Below are 18,645 nucleotides of genomic sequence, written 5' to 3' on the forward strand. Positions count from 1 at the left end.
GGGTGCTCTCATCGGCGGCGTGACGGCTTCGGACGGGCCCGGAGGGCACGCGCCCCGCGTGCGGGCGAGCATCGACGCGGTGTGGCGGCTGGAGTCCGCCCGCATCATCGGCGGCCTCGCCCGGATGGTGCACGACATCGGGCTCGCCGAGGAACTCGCGCAGGACGCGCTGGTCGCCGCGCTCGAACAGTGGCCGGAGTCAGGCGTCCCGGACAACCCGGGCGCCTGGCTCATGGCGGTCGGCAAGCGCCGCGCCATCGACCGCATCCGCCGTCAGCAGCGCTTCGCGCACAAGCTGGAGGAGATGGGCCGCGACCTGGAGAGCCAGGCGCCGGCCGAGCTCGACGTCCCCGACGAGGAGCACATCGAGGACGACGTCCTGCGGCTCATCTTCACGGCCTGCCACCCCGTGCTGCCTGTCCAGGCGCGGGTGGCGCTGACGCTGCGGATGCTCGGCGGCCTCACCACCGACGAGATCGCGCACGCGTTCCTGGTCGCCGAGTCGACCGTGGCGCAGCGGATCGTCCGGGCCAAGCGCACCCTCGCGGACGCCGGCGTGCCGTTCGAGGTCCCGGAGGGGGCCGACCGCGCCGCGCGGCTGTCGTCCGTCCTGGAGGTCGTCTACCTCATCTTCAACGAGGGGTACGCCGCCTCCACGGGCGACGCCTGGGTGCGGACGGATTTGTGCCAGGAGGCGCTGCGCCTGGGCCGCATCCTCGCCGAACTCGCGCCCGGCGAACCCGAAGTGCACGGGCTCGTCGCCCTGATGGAGATACAAGCGTCACGGACACGCGCGCGCACCGGTGCGTCCGGCGAACCCATCCCGCTCCTGGAGCAGGACCGCGGCCTCTGGGACCGGCTCCTCATCCACCGGGGCTTCGCGTCCCTGCTCCGCGCCAAGGCGATCGGGCAGCCGCCCGGCCCGTACGTCCTGCAGGGGGCCATCGCCGCCACCCACGCGCAGGCCCTCGCCCCCGAGGACACCGACTGGGCGCAGATCGCGTCCCTCTACGACATCCTCGCCAACGTCGCCCCGTCCCCCGTCGTGGAGCTGAACCGCGCGGTCGCGGTCGGCCACGCGCACGGCCCGGAGAAGGGCCTCGAACTCGCCGACGCGCTGCTGGACGAGCCGTCGCTGCGCGGCTACCACCTGCTGCCCGGCGTCCGCGGCGACCTGCTCGAACGCCTCGGCCGCCGGGAGGAGGCCAGGGAGCAGTTCGAGCGCGCCGCCGAACTGACCCGCAACGCGCCCGAGCGCGCGGTGCTCCTCGCCCGCGCCGCCGCACTTGGCGACCCTTCGCCCGGCGCACCGTGAGCGGCCTCTCGCCCGGCACCGCGCCCGGCGCGCCGTGACGGCGCTCCCCGGGCCGGTCATGCGCCAGACTGGACGTGACCGCCGAGGCTCGGGGAGGAAGACCGGTGATCGCTCAATCCGACGTCCGGGCGGCGGCCCGGCGCATCGCGGGCCGCGTCCGCCGCACGCCGCTGATCGAGGTCGACCCGGCCCCGCTCGCGCCCGCCGGACGGATGTGGCTGAAGCTCGAACTCGCCCAGCACACCGGGTCGTTCAAGGCGCGCGGGGCGTTCAACCACGTCCTCGCCGCGCGGGACGAGGGACGGCTCCCGCCCTCCGGCATCGTCGCGGCCTCCGGCGGCAACGCGGGCCTCGCGTTCGCCTACGCGGCGGCGGAGACCGGCGTGCCCGCCGAGGTGTTCGTCCCGGAGACGGCGCCCGCGGTGAAGGTGGAGCGGCTCCGCGCCCTCGGCGCCACCGTCGTCCAGGTCGGCACGCGGTACGCCGAGGCGCAGACCGCCGCGCTCAAGCGCGCCGCCGACACCGGGGCCCTGTTCTGCCACGCCTACGACCTGCCGGAGGTCTGCGCCGGGCAGGGCACCCTCGGCCTGGAGATCCTGGAGCAGACCGGCGGCGAGGTCGACACCGTCCTGCTCGCGGTCGGCGGCGGCGGCCTGATGGCCGGGGTCGCCGCGGCCCTCGACGGGCGGGCCCGCGTCGTCGGGGTCGAGCCCGAGGGCATCCCGACGCTCGAACGCGCCCTGCACGCCCGGGGCCCGGTCGACGCGGCGGTGTCGGGGATCGCGGCCGACTCGCTCGGCGCCACCCGGCTCGGCGACATCGCGTTCGACGTCGCGACCCGCACCGGGGTCCGGTCCGTCCTGGTCCCCGACGAGGCGATCGTCGAGGCCCGCCGGTTCGTGTGGGACGAGTACCGCCTGGTCGTGGAGCACGGCACCGCCGCGGCCGTTGCCGCCCTGCGCACCGGCGCCTACCGGCCGTCCCCGGACGAGCGGGTGCTGGTCGTGCTGTGCGGCGCCAACACCGACCCGTCCGACCTGGCCTGACGCCTTCTGCGCGGCGGGTCGCGGTCAGGGGACGGCGCGGTACGACTGGAGCGGCAGCAGGCGCAGGGGCTCGCCGGGAGCGGCCGTCGCCGTCGCGGGCCGGGTCCCGCAGAGGGCCTCCACGACGTGCGCGGCGAGCGCGTTGTCGATCGGGTGCGTGACGGGCACGCCGTTCGCGTCGAGCTGCTGGTACTTCATCAGGTTGAAGGCGACCGACACCTGGCGCGCGCCGCCGGCCGACGACAGCGCCTGCGTACCGGCCCCGAAGACGGCGCCGTCGTGGCCCCAGAACGTCCCGCACGGAAGGTTCAGCGCGTAGAGGCCGAGACCGTAGTTCATCAGGACGTTGCCCTCGGCGTCCTGCACCGGGACGGTGCGCTTCATCTCCGCCAGCGCGTCCTTGCCGATGATGCGGCCGGTGAGGAGCGCGCGGTAGAAGCGGTTGAGGTCGTCCATGGTGGAGACCAGTGCGCCCGCCGTCCACGCCCAGCTCATGTTGTAAACGCTGTAGTCGCGCGGGGGCTGCACATGCCGGTACAGCGACTCGTACATGCGCGGGTGGGGCTCGGCGATCCAGGGCGAGGACGGGAAGTAGGTGTGCTTGAGCCCGGCCTTCTCGATGACGTTGCGGGTGATGTACTTCTCCACCCTGGTTCCCGTCACCTTCTCCAGGAGCCTTCCGGCGATGATGTAGTTGGTGTTGGAGTAGGACCAGCGCTCCCCCGGCATCCCGGTGCGCGGCGCCTGGAGGCCCCACGCGATGAGCTGCTCGGGCGAGACGTTCCGGTAGCGATACTCGTCGAGGCTCTTCGGTGACAGCTCCGTCCACGACGGGAACGCGATGCCGACGTAGTCGCCGATCCCGCTCGTGTGGTTCAGCAGCATGCGGACCGTGATCTGGTCGCCGAGACCCCCCGGAAGCAGGCCCGGCAGGTACCGCCCGACCGGCGCGTCCAGGACGATGCGCCCCTTCTCGGTCTCCAGGAGGACCGCGGCGGCGACGAACGACTTGGTGATGCTGCCGACCCGCTGCCGCATGCCGGGCGTGACCGGGCGGCGCGTGCGCACGTCGGCGACGCCGGACGCGCCGTCCCACGCGGTGCGCCCGTCGCGGGCCTCGGAGAACAGCCCGTACATGCCGGCGTCGCGGGTGGCGTCCAGGGTGGCGCGCAGCTTCGCCGCGTCGAACGCCACGGTCGGCGGGCGCAGCGTCGTACCGGAGGCGGTGGCGGAGGGGGTGGCGAGCGCGGCGCCCGGACCGGTCGCCCGCGCCGGGGCCGGGACCGCCGTCAGCGCCAGTGCCGTGGCCGCAGCCACGGCCGCGGCCGCCGGCCGCCCGAACCGCCTTGCCATCATGCCCAACTCTCCACCGGCCGCAGGACGTCAGGACACGAGTGTCCTCGGCGATCAGCCGCCCTGTCATCCCCATCCCAATACGTGAGAAATCAACGGCCCGGTTCACCGCGTGAACCGGGCCGTGCTACGGGTCTTTCCGGGGCCGCCTTCAGCCGAGCAGGTCGGCGAGGGTCTCCCGGCGGGACGGGTGGCGCAGCTTGTGCATGCCCTTCGACTCGATCTGCCGGATGCGCTCGCGCGTCACCCCGTAGACCTTGCCGACCTCTTCGAGGGTCTTCGGCTCGCCGCCGGACAGCCCGAACCGCATGGAGATGACGCCGGCCTCGCGCTCGGTGAGCGTCTCCAGCACCGCGTCCAGCCGCCCGCGCAGCATCGAGGACGCGACGACGTCGGCGGGGTCGCCGCCGTCGGGGTCCTCGATGACGTCGCCGAGCTCGCCGTCGCCGTCCTCGCCGAGCGGGGTGTGCAGCGACAGCGGCTCGCGGGCCTGCCGGCGCAGCCACTCCACCTTCTCGGTGGTGATGTCCAGCTCGGCGGCCAGCTCCTGCGAGGTGGGCTCGCGGCCGAGGTCCTGCATCATGCGCCGCCGGACGCGCGTCATCCGGTTGAGGACCTCGACGACGTGCACGGGGATGCGGATGGTGCGGCTCTGGTCGGCCAGCGCGCGGCTGATCGCCTGCTTGATCCACCAGACGGCGTAGGTGGAGAACTTCAGGCCCCGGCGGTACTCGAACTTCTCCACCGCGCGGATCAGCCCGAGGTTGCCCTCCTGGACCAGGTCGTTCAGCGGGAGGCCGTGGCCCATGTAGCGCTTGGCGAGCGACACGACGAGGCGCAGGTTGGCCTCGACCATGTGCTCCTTGGCGCGGCGCCCGTCGGCGGCGATCCACTCCAGGTCCTCCTTGTCCTGGAGGGAGAGGTCGTCGCCGAGGGTCTCGAGACGCTCGCGGGCGAACAGGCCGGCCTCGATGCGCTTGGCCAGGTCGACCTCCTGCTCGGCGGTGAGCAGCGGGGTGCGCCCGATGCGGGACAGGTAGTCCTTCATCGGGTCGACGAGGTTCACGGTCGCGCGGGGGGACGCGCTGGGCGCGTGGCTGGCGTTCAGGGCGGTGTCCTTTGCTCGTCCGGCCGGGAGGGAACGGGTCACCCGATCTCGGTACCCGGCTGCCTTGCGACATAAACTTAGGACGAACCTAGAGATGTGTCAATGACAAACTTAGGTCGGTATGGAATAATCTCCGCCATGGGACTGCGGGAGATGAAGAAGCAGCAGACGAGGCAGAACATCTCGAACCAGGCGACGCGCCTCTTCCTGCGGCACGGCTTCGACCGGGTGACGATCGCCGACGTCGCGGCGGCGGCGCAGGTCGCGAAGATGACCGTGACCAACTACTTCCCCCGCAAGGAGGACCTCGCACTCGACCTGCACGAGGAGTTCACCGGGCTGCTGGCCCGCACGGTCGCCGGCCGCGCGCCCGGGGAGTCGGCGCTGGCCGCGCTGCGGCGCGCGTTCCTCGCCGCCGCCGACCGGCACGATCCGGTCATCGGCTTCTCCGGCCCGGACTTCGCCCGCATGATCGTCGAGAGCCCGGCGCTGGTCGCCCGCCTCCGCGAGTTCCACGAGGAGCGCGAGGAGGCCCTCGCCGCCGTCCTCGCCGAGGAGACCGGCGCCGCCCCGGACGACCCCCTCCCCCGGCTGGCCGCCGCCCAGCTCGGCGCCGTCCACCGCTTCCTCTTCCAGGAGACCCTGCGCCGCACCCTCGCCGGGGAGAGCGACGACGAGATAGCCGCGTCCCTCGCCAAGACGGCCCGCACCGCCTTCGACCTGCTGTCCCCGTCGCTCGGCGACTACGCGGTGCGCCGGGAGGCCGGGCGCTGACGCGCGGCGGGGTCCCGCCGCGCCGCTCGGACGCCGCGGGACCCCGCGCGAACTCGGTCAGGACTCCTGGATGACCAGCAGGAGGTCGCCCGCCTGGACCGGTGTGGCCTCAGGGACGGCGAGGCGCGCCACCGTCCCGGCCACGGGGGCGGTGATGGCGGCCTCCATCTTCATCGCCTCGATCGTGGCGACCACGTCGCCCGCGGCGACCGTGTCGCCCTTGGCGGCGCGGAGGGTCACCGAGCCGTCGAAGGGCGCCGCGACGTGACCGGGTTCGGACGGGTCGGCGCGCTCGACCGGCGGCGCGTCCGACACGACGGACTTGTCACGCACGGACAGCGTGCGGAGCTGGCCGTTCACCGTGCAGATGACCTGCCGGACGCCCGCCTCGTCGACGTCGCCGACCGCCTCCAGCCCGGCGAGCACGCGCACGCCCGGTTCGAGGTCGAACGCGACCTCGTGCCCGGTGCGCAGGCCGTAGAGGAACGGGCCGGTGGGCAGGACGGAGAGGTCGCCGTAGGCGGCGCGGGCTTCGCGGTAGTCCTTCGCCGGACCGGGGAAGAGGAGGCGGTCCAGGGTGTCGCGGACCTCCGGCCCGGCCAGGGCCTTCTCTTCGGCGCCGTCCAGTTCGGCCCTGGGCGGCGTGTACTGGCGTCCGGCGAGGGCCTTGGTGCGGAAGGGCTCCGGCCAGCCGCCCGGCGGGTCGCCCAGCTCGCCGTTGAGGAACCCGATGACGCTGTCGGGGATGTCGTAGCGCTCCGGGTTCGCGGCGAAGTCGGCGGGGTCGGCGCCGGCGGCGACGAGGTGCAGGGCCAGGTCGCCGACGACCTTGCTGGACGGGGTGACCTTCACCAGGCGGCCGAGGATCGCGTCCGCCGCCGCGTACAGCCGCTCGATCTCCTCGAAGCGGTCGCCGAGGCCGAGCGCGACCGCCTGCTGGCGCAGGTTGGACAGCTGCCCGCCCGGGATCTCGTGCCGGTAGACGCGGCCGGTCGGCGACGGCAGCCCCATCTCGAACGGCGCGTACAGCTTGCGGACGGCCTCCCAGTACGGCTCCATGACGGTCAGCGCGTCCAGGTCGATGCCGGTCGCCTGGTCGGTGAAGTCGGTCGCGGCCACGATCGCCTGGAGGGGCGGCTGGCTGGTGGTGCCCGACAGGGGCGCGGCGGCGCCGTCGACGGCGTCGACGCCGGCCTCGATCGCGGCGATGTAGGTGCCGATCTGCCCGCCGGCGGTGTCGTGGGTGTGCAGGTGGACGGGCAGGTCGAACCGCTCGCGCAGGGCCTTGACGAGTGTGCGCGCGGCGGGCGCGCGGAGCAGGCCGGCCATGTCCTTGATGCACAGGATGTGGACGCCCGCCTCGACCAGTTCCTCCGCGAGCCGCAGGTAGTAGTCGAGCGTGTAGAGGTTCTCATCCGGGGACGAGAGGTCGCCCGTGTAGCAGAGGGTGCCTTCGACCAGGGCGTGGGTCTGGAGTGCCGCGTCGATGGCCGGACGCATGGCCTCGATGTCGTTCAGGGCGTCGAACACACGGAAGATGTCGACGCCCGTACTGGCCGCCTCCTTCACGAAGGCGCGCGCGACCGAGTCGGGGTACGGGGTGTAGCCGACGGTGTTGCGGCCCCGAAGCAGCATCTGGATGCACAGGTTCGGAGCGGCCTCACGGATCGCGGCCAGCCGGTCCCAGGGCGATTCACCGAGGAAGCGGAGCGCGACGTCGTAGGTTGCCCCACCCCATGCCTCGATGGACAGAAGCTGAGGCGTCATGCGCGCCAGGTAAGGCGCGGCGGTGAGCAGGTCGTAGGTGCGTACTCGTGTCGCCAGGAGCGACTGGTGCGCGTCCCGGAATGTCGTGTCGGTGACGGCCAGAGCGCTCTGGTTGCGGAGCTGCTCGGCGAACGCGCGCGCGCCGAGGGCGAGGAGGCGGTCCCTCGAACCTTCTGGGAAGGGCGCGTCCAGGTCCAGCGGCGGCAGCTTCGTCGACGGGTCCAGGTCGGTCGGAGCGTCGCCGTGAGGCTTGTTGACGGTGACGTCCGCGAGGTACCGGACGAGCCGGGTCGCGCGGTCGCCGCTCGACCGTGCCGTCAGCAGCTCGGGGTGGTCGGCGATGTAGGACGTGGTGACGCCGCCCGCGCGGAAGTCCGGCTCGTCCAGCAGCGCCTGGAGGAACGGGATGTTGGACGCGACGCCGCGGATGCGGAACTCGGCGACGGCTCTGCGCGCGCGCCGCACCGCCTCCTCGAACGTCCTGCCCCGGCAGGTCAGCTTCACCAGCAGCGAGTCGAAGTGGGGGGAGACGATCGCACCGCCGTAGGCGGTGCCGGTGTCGAGCCGGACCCCGGCGCCGCCTGGCGACCGGTACGCCGAGATCTTGCCGGTGTCCGGGCGGAAGCCGTTCGCCGGGTCCTCGGTGGTGATGCGGCACTGCACGGCGAAGCCGCTGACGGTGACGTCCTCCTGCGCGATGCCGAGGCCGGGGAGGGTGTCGCCGCCCGCGATGCGCAGCTGGCTCTGCACCAGGTCGACGCCGGTGACCTCCTCGGTCACGGTGTGCTCCACCTGGATGCGCGGGTTCATCTCGATGAACACGTGCTCGCCGCGGTCGTTCACCAGGAACTCGACGGTGCCCGCGTTCTCGTAGCCGATCTCGCGGGCGAACTTCACCGCGTCCTCGCAGAGGCGCTGCGCCACGACGGGGTCGAGCCGGGGCGCGGGCGCGATCTCCACGACCTTCTGGTGGCGGCGCTGCACCGAGCAGTCGCGCTCGCGCAGGTGAACGACGTGGCCCTCCCCGTCCGCGAGGATCTGCACCTCGATGTGGCGGGGCCGGTCCACGGCCTGCTCCAGGAAGACGGTCGGGTCGCCGAACGCGCTCTCCGCCTCGCGGCGCGCGGTGGCGACGGCGGCCTCCAGCTCGTCGCGCTGGTCGACGCGGCGGAGCCCGCGCCCGCCGCCGCCGGCCGCGGCCTTGACGAACAGCGGGAAGCCGACCTCGTCGGCCGCCGCGAGCTCCTCGCCCGGCGCGGGGGTCGCCGAGCGCAGCACGGGCAGGCCCGCCCGGCGCGCCGCCGCGACCGCCTCGATCTTGTTGCCGGCCAGGCTGAGCACCCGGGACGGCGGGCCGACGAACTTGATGCCGTTGCGCTCGCACGCCTCGGCCAGCTCGGGGCTCTCGGACAGGAACCCGTACCCCGGGTAGACCGCGTCGGCGCCCACCCGCAGCGCGGTCTCCACGATGGCGTCCACGTCGAGGTAGGCGCGGACGGGGTGGCCGTGCTCGCCGATCTCGTACGCCTCGTCCGCCTTCTGCCGGTGCAGGGACAGCCGGTCCTCGTGCGCGTAGACGGCGACGCTGGCGATGCCGAGTTCGTAGGCCGCGCGGAAGGCGCGCACGGCGATCTCGCCCCGGTTGGCGACGAGCAGCTTTCTGATCAACGTATCTCCCCAGGAGGCGGCACGGGCGCGTCCGCCCGCGGCCGACGGTCTCCTGGGGCTCCACGCTGAGCCGCTCCGGGGCGGGACCAGCCCGGCGGGCGAACCGAATCTTCGGATACCTACCCAGTTGAGCGGTCCGCTGAGCCTCGCACAGCGGTCCGGACGCGTGAACAAAGTGACAGATGGCACTTAATGGGAAAAACCCGCAATTGTTCCCATGGTGGCGGGTTACCCTTCCGGCCTCGGCCGGTCCGGCCTCCGGAAAGCCCCAGATCGCTAGGCTTCGCCCTGTTTCGTGAACTGCGGGGAGGAGCAGCGGTGCGGCTGCCGGAACATCTGGAACTGCTCGTCACGGACGAGCCCGTCCTCGACTTGTACGCGTCCCCTCCGTGGCGCGTCCCGGACGGGTTCTACGAGGAGATCCACAGCCGCGTGGACGCGCTCGTCAAGGACCCTCGCTGCGCGGAACTCACCGTGGACGAGCACGGGCTGATGCACTCCCCCGCCCCGCTCATCGTCGCCGAGCTGATGACCATGCTCGGCTTCCTCCCTGGCGGCGCCGCCGTCATGGCCGGGTCGGGCGCAAAGCTGTACTACGACGTCTTCGGTCCCTACATGCGCGACCCGATGGACCCCTCCGAGAACGACGTCGACTGGACGGCCGGGGCCGGGGACTTCCGGCCCTTCGACTGGCTGGAGGAGACCCGCGACCAGGATCTCGCGCTCACTCTCGCCCGCGAGGCGGTCGGGGTGTTCGAGGGCCTGGAGCCGTTCGAGCGGCGGCGGCGCGCCCTGCTCCGGCTGTTCGACAACCCGCCGTCCGGGGACTGGCTCTCGCTGCCCCTGGAGAAGCGGCGCAACGCGTGGGCCGCGCAGGCCGACGACGACGTCCTCGCCGTCCTGCCGGAGCTGGCCGGCCCGATCGGCTACCTGGACTGGGTGTGCTCGGGGCTGCTGCCCGTCCACGAGCACCTGCGCCAGGTGGCCCCGCACGGCGAGACCGCCGACGGGCTGCTCGTCCACCTGCTGCTCCAGGCGGGGCTCGAGCAGGTCCCGGCCGAACTGTCGGTCGTCCTCACCGAGGACCGGTTCGGCGAGCTGCTCGGACGGTTCGAGGACGCCCGCGGCTCCTCCTTCGACCCCGACGACTGGTGCTCGGACGAGTGGGCGTGGCTCGCCCGCGCGCTCGGCGCCGGCGCCGTCGACGCCTGCCGGGGGTGGCTCGACATGGCCGCCCGCTTCACCGGCTGCGTCCAGGGGCTGCCCGGTCCCGCGCGCGGGCCCGACCCCGTGTGGCTTCCCGTCGGCGGGTTCCAGAAGGACGTGCGCCGCCTGTTCGGCCCGCGCCGGCGCGTCGCCAACCCGCTCGCCGCGAGCCTCGGCGCGGCGCCGTCGCGGGGGCGCCGCGGCCGCACCGCCGAGATCGAGACCGGGCTGATCGGGCAGCCGGACGTGGTCGCCGCGCTCGGCGCCATCGCCGCGGGCGACGGCCCGGTCCGGCTGATGATCGTCGGCCCGGACGGCACCGGCAAGCGCGACGCCGCCCAGGAGGTCGCCGAACTCGTCCAGCGGCACGGCATCGTGGAGCCGCCGCTGTGGCTGGCCGGCGACTTCTTCGCCGCCAAGGAGGTCTCCGCCGCGACCAGCCAGCTCTACTCCGAGGCTCGCGACTGCGCCGGCGTGCGGCTGATGGTCATCGACGGGCTGGACGACATGTCCCACGACACGCAGAGCGGCGAGGCCATCGTCGAGCAGCTGCACCGCACCCTGGACGCCCACGACGACCTGCACGTCGTCGTCCTGTGCGAGCCGGGAGGCGACGAACGGATCCGCGAGGTCAACCCCGCGCTCGCGCTGCGGTTCCAGATCGTCCGCACGCATCCGTTCACCGCCGAGGGCCACGCGGAGCTGTTCAACCGCGCGATCCAGAAGCGCGGGGCGCGCGCGCACAAGCGCGCCCTAACCGCCGCCGGTGAGCTGCTCGTCCGCACGCCTCCCGTGCGGAACCTGCGCAACGCCCGCCTGGCCCAGCACCTCGCCGACACCGTCGTGGACGCCGTCCGCGCCCGCACCGAGCCCGGCGCCGAACTCGTCGTCACGCACGCCGACATCCCCGCCTCGTTCGACACCACCGGCGACGACCCGATGGCCGAACTCGCCGCCCTCACCGGGCTCGGCGGCGTCAAGCAGGAGATCGAGCTGCTCGTCGCCGCCGCGAAGGCCGCGAAGATGCGCCGCGACGCCGGGCTGCCCGTCCCCGCGCCGCCCGCCCGGCACATGGTGTTCACCGGCAGCCCCGGCACCGGCAAGACCGTCGTCGCGCGGCTGTTCGCCCGCGTGCTGAAGGACCTCGGCGTCCTGTCGTCCGGGCACCTGGTCGAGACGTCCCGCGCCGGGCTCGTCGGGCGCTACGTCGGCGAGACCGCCGGGAAGACCCGCGGCGTCGTGCAGCGCGCCGTCGGCGGCGTCCTGTTCGTCGACGAGGCGTACGCGCTGGCCCCGACGGGCTCGGAGGACGACTACGGCCCCGAGGCCGTCGCCGAGCTGCTGAAGGGCATGGAGGACCACCGGGACGACCTCGTCGTCATCGTCGCGGGCTACGAGCGCGAGATGCAGCGGTTCATCGCCTCCGACCCGGGCCTGGCCTCCCGGTTCCCCGGCACGGTCCGGTTCCCCGACTTCAGCGACGCCGAGCTGCTGGAGATCTTCACCGGGCAGGCCGCGGCCGCCGGGCTGGAGGTGTCGGACGGGGCGCGCGGCAAGCTCGCCGACCTGCTGCGCCGGGCCCCGCGCGGCCGGTCCTTCGGCAACGCCCGCGTCATGCGCAACCTGTGCGAGCGCGCCATCACGCTGCAGGCCCGCCGCGTCACCGCGCTGGACGCGCCCACCGCCGCCGACCTCGCCCGCCTCACCGCCGACGACATCCCGGACGGCCTCGGCGGCGCCACGCGGGTGCCGCCCGCCACCGACCCGCTCGCCGGGCTGGACGCCCTGATCGGGCTCGCGTCCGTCAAGGAGGAGGTGCGCCGGCTCGCCGCCGAGGCCCGCGCCGCCGACCTGCGCCGCGCCGCCGGGCAGTCCGCCGGCGCCCCGGCCCGGCACATGGTGTTCACCGGCAACCCCGGCACCGCCAAGACGACCGTGGCGCGGCTCGTCGCGTCCGTCTACGCGCAGGTCGGGCTGCTGTCGTCCGGGCACCTCGTCGAGGTGTCCCGCGCCGACCTCGCCGGTGCCTACGTCGGCCAGACCGCGCCGCGGGTGCGGGCCGCCGTCGAGCAGGCCCTCGGCGGGGTCCTGTTCATCGACGAGGCGTACTCCCTGGCCGGCGACCAGTACGGGCGGGAGGCCGTCGCGACGCTCGTCCAGCTGATGGAGGAGTACCGCGGCGACCTGGTGGTCATCGCGGCGGGCTACCAGCGCGAGATGGACGCCTTCCTGGACGCCAACTCCGGGCTGCGGTCCCGCTTCCCCAAGCGGCTGGCGTTCCCCGACTACTCCGACGACGAGCTGGTCGCGATCTTCGAGCACCTCGCGGCGCGGGACGGGCTCCGGCCCGCGCCGGACGTCCCGGCCCGCCTCCGCGAGATCCTGCGGGACGTGCCGCGCGGCCCGTCGTTCGGCAACGGCCGCCTCATGCGCAACCTGCTGGACGACGCCCTGGCCGTCCAGGCCGGGCGGCTCACCGCGGCCTCCGGCCCGGAGGAGCTCGCCACGCTGGAGGCCGCCGACCTGCGGCCCCCGCAGGGCCCGTCCGGCGCGTCGGGGAGCGTCGGCCTCTACCTGTAGGGCCCGCTACTGGGCGCGATGGGTCTGCCACCTGCGCAGGCCCATCAGCACGAGGGCCACCACGCCGCCGGTCAGGCAGCCCGCGATGAAGGTGGGGTGGGAGTCGTCCGGAGCTAGGACGACCCACGCCGTGCACAGCGCGGCGATGAAGGCGAAGTAGCCGACGATGAAGAGGTAGAAGCGCTTGCTCCAGTAGGTCGCCTTGGCCGGGACCTCCGGCGACGCGTCGAGCTCGCCCTCCAGGCCGAGGGTGGCCGCCTTGGGGCGCTTGAAGTACTCGTAGTGGAACCATGTCCCGCAGGGCTCCCAGCCCTCCGGGGCGAGGCGCTCCTCGACGGCGGCGCGGTTGCGGGGCAGCACGGTCTCGCGGCGGTACTCCCAGCGCAGCGGGCGGTCGGCGGCGCGGCGGCTCACGAAGCGGCCGGCGGCGTCGACCCGCTCGACCTCCCATCCCTCGTCGCCGTAGCGGTCGAGCACCTCGCGCTCGTGGAACGCGTCGGCACGCCACGTCCATGTCTCGGCCTCCGCCGGGGGTGCGGCGGCGGCGCTCGCGCGCTCGCCCTCCCCAGCGAGCTGGGCGGCGAACGCGTCCGGCGTGCCGAACTCCTGCTCGGGGTCGGTGCCGGACTCGGCCGCGAAGGCGGCCAGGTCGGCCACGGTCCGGGTGATCTCGTTCTCGGGGAGGCCGCGGCCGCGCAGGCTCCGCGTCAGTTCGTCGAAGTAGGGGTGGGTCATCGCTCGGCTCCCTGGGTGAGCATCTTCCGCACTGATTCGTCGAAGGCGAGCCACAGGCCGCTCTGCTCGGCGAGCGTCGCGCTGCCCGCGGCCGTGAGGCGGTAGTACCGGCGGCCGGGCCCGCGGTCGGCGGCGCGGAACTCCGAGGAGACCAGCCCCGCCTCCTCCAGCCGGTTGAGGACGGGGTACAGCGTGCCGCCCTTGATCTGCCCGAGCCCCGCGTCCGCGAGGGTCTTGGCGATCTCGTACCCGTAGCTCTCGCCCCGGGTCAGCCCGGCGAGGACCAGCAGGTCGAGGACGCCCTTGAGCCAGCTGGCGCGGCGGTCGACGGCCATGGCGGTCGGCACCTCCCCTTCTGTTCGGCCCATCTGTTCAGGACAACGATCTATACGGTAGGGCAACCTAGTTAGGATTACAACCTAGATAGCCAGACGAGCATCACCGTCGCAGGCCGCGGCCGGAACCGGACGCGCATAAACGGAACGATCACTCGGAATAGCCGGAAGGATCTTGCGGTTGCAACTACCGTGCGAACACCGGCGTACCGGGTAGCACCCAGGTCCACGACCCATGGAGGTGAACCGTGCCGAGCAGCATCCCCCGCACCCGTTCCTCGAACGGACGCAAACACGTGAAGACGACGTCGCTGCGAGCCCTCGCGGTGGCGGCCCAGCTGGAACGCAACCACGCCCCGGAGGGACCACCGGGCAAAGTGGACGGCCGGGGGGAGCCCCGTCCCGAGCGGAAGACTCCCGACCCGGCCTGACCCCAGCGTGACGCCGAGCCCCCGTGCATACCGCACGGGGGCTTCGCCGTCTCGCGCTCAGGGCCCGCCGTGGGCCACGGTGTAGAGCGCGTGGACGGCGGCACGCGTGCGTTCCGCCCCCACGCCGTCGACCATCGCGGCGAGATGCTCCGCCCCGAGGACGGCCAGGAGCGCATGGGCGGTGGCGTCCGGGTCGGCGACGGCCTCCCCGCCGCCCCCGGCGTCCGGGACCGTTCCGCCGAGCTGGTCGAGCAGGATCACCAGGTGCCGGTGCCAGAACCCGTAGGCGCCGATGCGGTAGCGCGCTCCCGGCGCGGCGGTCTCCGACATCCGCACCAGGGACAGATGGGCGAGCACGTAGTCGAGGTAGGCGTCGGCGAAGGCGTGCAGGCGGTCGGCCGGCGGGACGTCCGCGGTCCCGTCGCCCGGGCCCAGCGGGGGCGGCCCGGAGAGGATCGCGTCCTGCAGGTCGCGCTCGCGCTGGTTCAGCAGGGCCGCCGCCAGCCCGGCCTTGTCGCCGAACCGGCGGAACAGCGTCCCCTTGCCGACCCCGGCCGCGGCGGCGACGGCGTCCATCGAGACCGAATCGACCCCCTGCCGGGCGAAGAGCTCGGCCGCCGCGTCCAGCACCTTCGCGCGGTTGCGGGCGGCATCGGCGCGCTCCTTGGGCGGCGGCGTCCGCATCAGTTCGAGGTCGGCGCGCCGGCCGCTCGCGGGTCCCCGCTCCATCGGCCGCCTCCCCGTCCCCGTCCGACCAGCCTCGTCGAATCAACCTCGTCGAATCAACCGGACTATAGTCCTATTGCTCGCGCGCACGCACCCGGATCGAGGTCGCCGGGGAGATCATCGATCGTGCGGAGCGCCTACCATCGTCTGCCCAATAGTCTTGCTGCACGGTCTTGCGGACGAGCCGGAAGCGACGGGGAGCGAGTGGTGTGACGGACAGGACGATGCCGGACGCCCTGCCACTGAGGTCGGGCGACCCCACTGAGCTGGGCGGATACGAGATCCTCGGCCGCCTCGGGGAGGGCGGCCAGGGGGCGGTCTTCCTCGGCCGCCGGGCCGGTGACACCGGACCGATCCGGTCCTCCGACCATGTCGCGATCAAGCTGCTGCACGGCGGTCTCGCCGGCGACGAGTCGGCCCGCGCGCGCTTCGTCCGCGAACTCGAGGTCGCCAAGCGCGTCGCGCGGTTCTGCACCGCGCAGGTGCTCGACGCCGATGTCGCGGGCGACCAGCCCTACATCGTCAGCGAGTACGTGCCGGGCCTGTCGCTGCACCATGTCGTGCGGACGGAGGGCCCGCGCACGGGCGGTGCGCTGGAGCGCCTCGCGATCAGCACCCTGACCGCGCTCACCGCGATCCACCAGGCCGGCATCGTCCACCGCGACTTCAAGCCGCACAACGTGATGCTGGGCCCGGACGGCCCTCGCGTCATCGACTTCGGCGTGGCGCGCGCGCTGGGCGCGGCGGGCGAGACGCAGAACGTCGGCACGCCCGCCTACATGTCGCCCGAGCACTTCACCGGCGGCGAGGTCGGCCCCGCGGCCGACATGTTCGCGTGGGGGACGACGATGGCGTTCGCCGCCACGGGGCGTCCCGCGTTCGGGAACGACGAGATGGCGACGGTCATGCACCGGATCCTCACCGGCGAGCCCGATCTCGGCGACCTGCCCGACCCGATGCGCGAGCTGGTCCTGGCGTGCCTGTCCAAGGAGCCGTCGCAGCGCCCGACCGCGCGGCAGGCCCAGGAGCGCCTGGTCGGCGCCGCCACCGGGACGTTCGCGGCCGGATCGCCCGTCCCGCCGCTGCCCGCCTTCCCCGGCCTGCCCGCCGACTCGGCGGCGACCCCCGGCGCGGGCGGCCCGCGGAGTTCGACGGACCCTTACGCCTCCCCGTCGGCGATGGCGGGCGCCCTGCTGCCCCCCGACCACGTCACCGACCCGTCGGCTCCCCGGAACAGGACGGCCCCGCAGCCGCCGCCCTACGAGGAGCTGAACCCGCAGCCGGCCATGCCGGGCCAGGCGCACGGCGCGCCCCCGCCGGTCCCGCCCGCCGGACCGCACGGCCAGGGCCCGCACGGTCTCAGCCCGCACGGTCTCAGCCCGCACGGTCTCAGCCCACACGGCCAGGGCCCGCACGGCCCGGAGCGCAGGAAGCGCGGGCGTCTCGTCGTGCCCATCGCGGCAGCGGCGGCGGTGGCCGTCGTCCTCGCGGGCGGTGCCGCCTGGGCCGCGACGAGGGGCGGCGACGACCAGGGCAAGGACCAGCAGACCGTCGCCTCCGACGACAACCAGGGCGCGCAGGAGGGTGCCGGGCCGACGGACGACGCGGGCAACGCCGCGCAGAACCCGTCCAGCCGGAAGCCCGGTCAGCCGCAGGGCGAGAAGAGCGGCGACCCCGCGTCCCCCAGCCCGTCCAAAAAGCCGGGGACGCCGCAGCAGCCCGGCCAGCCCGCACCCACGCCGGGCACCGGCGGCGGTGGCGGTGGTGGCGGCGGCACCACCCCCGGCAAGGAGCCCGCCAACAAGTACACCCCGCAGCAGGCGTGCAACGGCGGCGGCCACGGAAGCGGCTACTACGTGCAGCGGTCGCTGAGCGTCTCCGGCGGCGTCGCCTACCTGCTCTACAACAGCTCCGGCTACAACTGCGCGGTCACCATGAAGACGGTGAACGTCGGCAAGGCGTCGTCCGTGTCGGTGTGGATCCAGAAGAAGGGCGGCAGCTCCATCGCCGACAGCGGGTCGTTCGCCTGGTACGCCGGACCGGTGTACGTGAAGGCGCCCGGCGTCTGCGTGAGGTTCGGCGGCAACGGCCGCAGCGCCCCCTACGGCAACTGCGGCTGACCCCGGCGGGTCCCGGCGGGCCTCGCAGCGACGGAGTCGAGGCGCGAGAGCAAGGCGGCAAATTAAAAGGCCACCCTCGCGCCTGGGTGGCCTGTGAGCGGTCCGCGGCCCGTACCGCGGCCGGGTCGACATTCGGTGTTCCGGAGCCGACCCGCCGCCGTTCGGGCGTGCCGATCGTTGGGAGAGCGGTCAGTTACGGGAGGCGATGAGATGGTCGAAGTCGCCGTCCTTGGCTCCAAGGATCAGCGCCTCTATCTCCGGGCGGGTGTAAATCAAGGCGGGTCCGTCGGGATGACGGGAGTTGCGCATCGCCACCTGCCCACCGGGCAGCTCGGCGATTTCCACACAGTTCCCCTGGGAGTTGCTTCGCCGGGACTTCAGCCACCGCGCTCCGAGGAGTTCGGCGGCCGGCATCCCGTTGTCGTAATCGGTCTGGAGCATCATGTCTCTCTGAGAAGATCACCGAGAAGCTCGACGGTGCGCTCCGGGGTCGCACTGTCGACGCACAGGCGTTCCATCGCCTGCAGATAGGTGTCGACGTCGTCGCGCTTGTCCAGGTACATCGCGCCGGTGAGGTTCTCGACGTAAACCACGTCCGGCAGGTCCTGCTCGGGAAAGCGCAGGATGGTGAAGGCCCCGCCCTCGGCGGCGTGGCCGCCGAACCTGAACGGCATGGTCTGGATGGTGACGTTGGGCAGCTTGGACATCTCGATGAGGTGCTCGAACTGGCCCCGCATCACCTCCGGACCGCCGATCGGGCGCCGGAGCGCCCCCTCGTCCACCACGGCCCACAGGCGCGGCGCGTCCGGGCCCGTGAGGCGTTCCTGACGTTGCAGGCGCAGTTCCACGCGCTGGTCGATCTCGTGTTCGGCGGCTCCGGCGTTGCCCAGGCGGATCACCGCTCGCGCATACCCCTCCGACTGCAGCAGCCCCGGGACGAACTGCAGTTCATATGTGCGGATCAACGCCGCCGACTCCTCCAGGCCCACGTAGGTCTGGAACCAGCCGGGCAACACGTCGTTGTACCGGTGCCACCAACCGGGGGTGTTGGCCTCCCGCGCCAGTTGCAGCAGCGCCTCGCGCTCGGTCTTGTCGCTGACGCCGTACAACGTGAGCAGGTCGTCCACGTCGCGTTCTTTGAAGCTGACCCGGCCGAGCTCGAGACGGCTGATCTTCGACTCCGACGCACGGATGACGTAGCCGGCGTCCTGACGGGTCACGCCCTTCTGCTCGCGCAGACGGCGCAGCTGCGACCCGAGCAGGATCCGACGGACCGTCGACCCGCTTCCCGGCGTCTCTGGAGTCACGCCCAACCTCCCGGCTATTCGGCGGACAGCGAACCTAGTGTGCCACTGGCCTGAGTGTCCTGCGGTTACCTCCGATCACCCGCGTGCAATCCGCGTCGCCCCACACCCACACAACCCGGATGCACGTGCATTGGGCCTTGCATTCGCACGCTACGATGCGCAGGATAACGCACG

General features: G+C 73.1%; 13 protein-coding genes. 5 read left to right on the plus strand and 8 right to left on the minus strand.

Features of this window, described 5'->3' with window-relative positions; all coding sequences use genetic code 11:
- The first annotated feature begins 19 nt into the window (after positions 1-19).
- Together CHF16_RS17255 and CHF16_RS17260 are read left to right on the plus strand one after the other, a co-directional pair.
- Positions 20-1,315, plus strand: a complete 1,296-nt coding sequence (locus CHF16_RS17255) for an RNA polymerase sigma factor (protein WP_342750099.1) — start codon at positions 20-22, stop codon at positions 1,313-1,315.
- Positions 1,316-1,419: 104 nt separating this feature from the next.
- Positions 1,420-2,361 carry a threonine/serine dehydratase gene (locus CHF16_RS17260; protein ID WP_089327076.1) on the plus strand — a complete coding sequence of 314 codons (942 nt, stop codon included), beginning with the start codon at positions 1,420-1,422 and terminating at the stop codon, positions 2,359-2,361.
- Between the two features lie 24 nt (positions 2,362-2,385).
- Here CHF16_RS17260 and CHF16_RS17265 read toward each other — a convergent pair whose 3' ends face one another.
- Complete coding sequence (locus CHF16_RS17265) at positions 2,386-3,717, minus strand: serine hydrolase domain-containing protein (RefSeq protein WP_245868672.1); 1,332 nt, start codon at positions 3,715-3,717, stop codon at positions 2,386-2,388.
- 148 nt (positions 3,718-3,865) lie between these two features.
- Positions 3,866-4,864, minus strand: a complete 999-nt coding sequence (locus CHF16_RS17270) for an RNA polymerase sigma factor (protein WP_425427496.1) — start codon at positions 4,862-4,864, stop codon at positions 3,866-3,868.
- Between the two features lie 96 nt (positions 4,865-4,960).
- Between CHF16_RS17270 and CHF16_RS17275 the strand changes: the two genes are divergently transcribed.
- Complete coding sequence (locus tag CHF16_RS17275; RefSeq protein WP_089327077.1) at positions 4,961-5,596, plus strand: TetR/AcrR family transcriptional regulator; 636 nt, start codon at positions 4,961-4,963, stop codon at positions 5,594-5,596.
- A gap of 57 nt (positions 5,597-5,653) precedes the next feature.
- On the opposite strand, the gene CHF16_RS17280 is transcribed toward CHF16_RS17275, so the two are convergent.
- Entirely contained in the window at positions 5,654-9,031 is a 3,378-nt protein-coding gene (locus CHF16_RS17280; RefSeq protein ID WP_089327078.1) for a pyruvate carboxylase, read from the minus strand.
- Between the two features lie 318 nt (positions 9,032-9,349).
- On the opposite strand from CHF16_RS17280, the gene CHF16_RS17285 reads away from it, so the two are divergent.
- Positions 9,350-12,817, plus strand: coding sequence for an AAA family ATPase (locus tag CHF16_RS17285; protein WP_089327079.1), 3,468 nt, complete (start codon positions 9,350-9,352; stop codon positions 12,815-12,817).
- Between the two features lie 6 nt (positions 12,818-12,823).
- Here the strand turns inward: CHF16_RS17285 and CHF16_RS17290 are convergent, their stop codons facing one another.
- The 3 genes from CHF16_RS17290 to CHF16_RS17300 all read right to left on the minus strand — a co-directional run bounded on the left by CHF16_RS17290 (position 12,824) and on the right by CHF16_RS17300 (position 15,047).
- A complete protein-coding gene (locus CHF16_RS17290; RefSeq protein WP_179271563.1) occupies positions 12,824-13,552 on the minus strand; it encodes a hypothetical protein in 729 nt (242 codons plus the stop codon).
- A complete protein-coding gene (locus tag CHF16_RS17295; protein ID WP_089327080.1) occupies positions 13,549-13,887 on the minus strand; it encodes a PadR family transcriptional regulator in 339 nt (112 codons plus the stop codon). The genes CHF16_RS17290 and CHF16_RS17295 overlap by 4 nt, the downstream gene beginning before the upstream one ends.
- 488 nt (positions 13,888-14,375) lie before the next feature.
- A complete protein-coding gene (locus CHF16_RS17300) occupies positions 14,376-15,047 on the minus strand; it encodes a TetR/AcrR family transcriptional regulator (RefSeq protein ID WP_089327081.1) in 672 nt (223 codons plus the stop codon).
- 206 nt (positions 15,048-15,253) lie between these two features.
- Here CHF16_RS17300 and CHF16_RS40900 point away from each other — a divergent pair, with 206 nt between their 5' ends.
- Positions 15,254-17,164 (plus strand): serine/threonine protein kinase, encoded by a 1,911-nt coding sequence (locus CHF16_RS40900; protein WP_245868674.1) that lies wholly within the window; start codon positions 15,254-15,256, stop codon positions 17,162-17,164.
- A 189-nt stretch (positions 17,165-17,353) separates the two neighbouring features.
- Here the strand turns inward: CHF16_RS40900 and CHF16_RS17310 are convergent, their stop codons facing one another.
- On the minus strand, positions 17,354-17,608 hold the full coding sequence (locus tag CHF16_RS17310; RefSeq protein WP_386875468.1) for a DUF397 domain-containing protein: 255 nt from the start codon (positions 17,606-17,608) through the stop codon (positions 17,354-17,356).
- A complete protein-coding gene (locus CHF16_RS17315) occupies positions 17,605-18,426 on the minus strand; it encodes a helix-turn-helix domain-containing protein (protein ID WP_089327164.1) in 822 nt (273 codons plus the stop codon). Before CHF16_RS17315 ends, CHF16_RS17310 begins: the two co-directional genes overlap by 4 nt.
- Between the last annotated feature and the right edge of the window lie 219 nt (positions 18,427-18,645).

This window comes from Actinomadura meyerae, from assembly GCF_900188445.1.
Taxonomy (GTDB): domain Bacteria; phylum Actinomycetota; class Actinomycetes; order Streptosporangiales; family Streptosporangiaceae; genus Spirillospora; species Spirillospora meyerae.

Bases quoted from the DNA above. Each gene is read 5' to 3' on its own strand.
- CHF16_RS17265 (WP_245868672.1), bottom strand. From the start codon at position 3,717: ATGATGGCAAGGCGGTTCGGGCGGCCGGCGGCCGCGGCCGTGGCTGCG.
- CHF16_RS17275 (WP_089327077.1), top strand. From the start codon at position 4,961: ATGGGACTGCGGGAGATGAAGAAGCAGCAGACGAGGCAGAACATCTCG.
- CHF16_RS17290 (WP_179271563.1), bottom strand. From the start codon at position 13,552: ATGACCCACCCCTACTTCGACGAACTGACGCGGAGCCTGCGCGGCCGC.
- CHF16_RS17295 (WP_089327080.1), bottom strand. From the start codon at position 13,887: ATGGCCGTCGACCGCCGCGCCAGCTGGCTCAAGGGCGTCCTCGACCTG.
- CHF16_RS17300 (WP_089327081.1), bottom strand. From the start codon at position 15,047: ATGGAGCGGGGACCCGCGAGCGGCCGGCGCGCCGACCTCGAACTGATG.
- CHF16_RS17310 (WP_386875468.1), bottom strand. From the start codon at position 17,608: ATGATGCTCCAGACCGATTACGACAACGGGATGCCGGCCGCCGAACTC.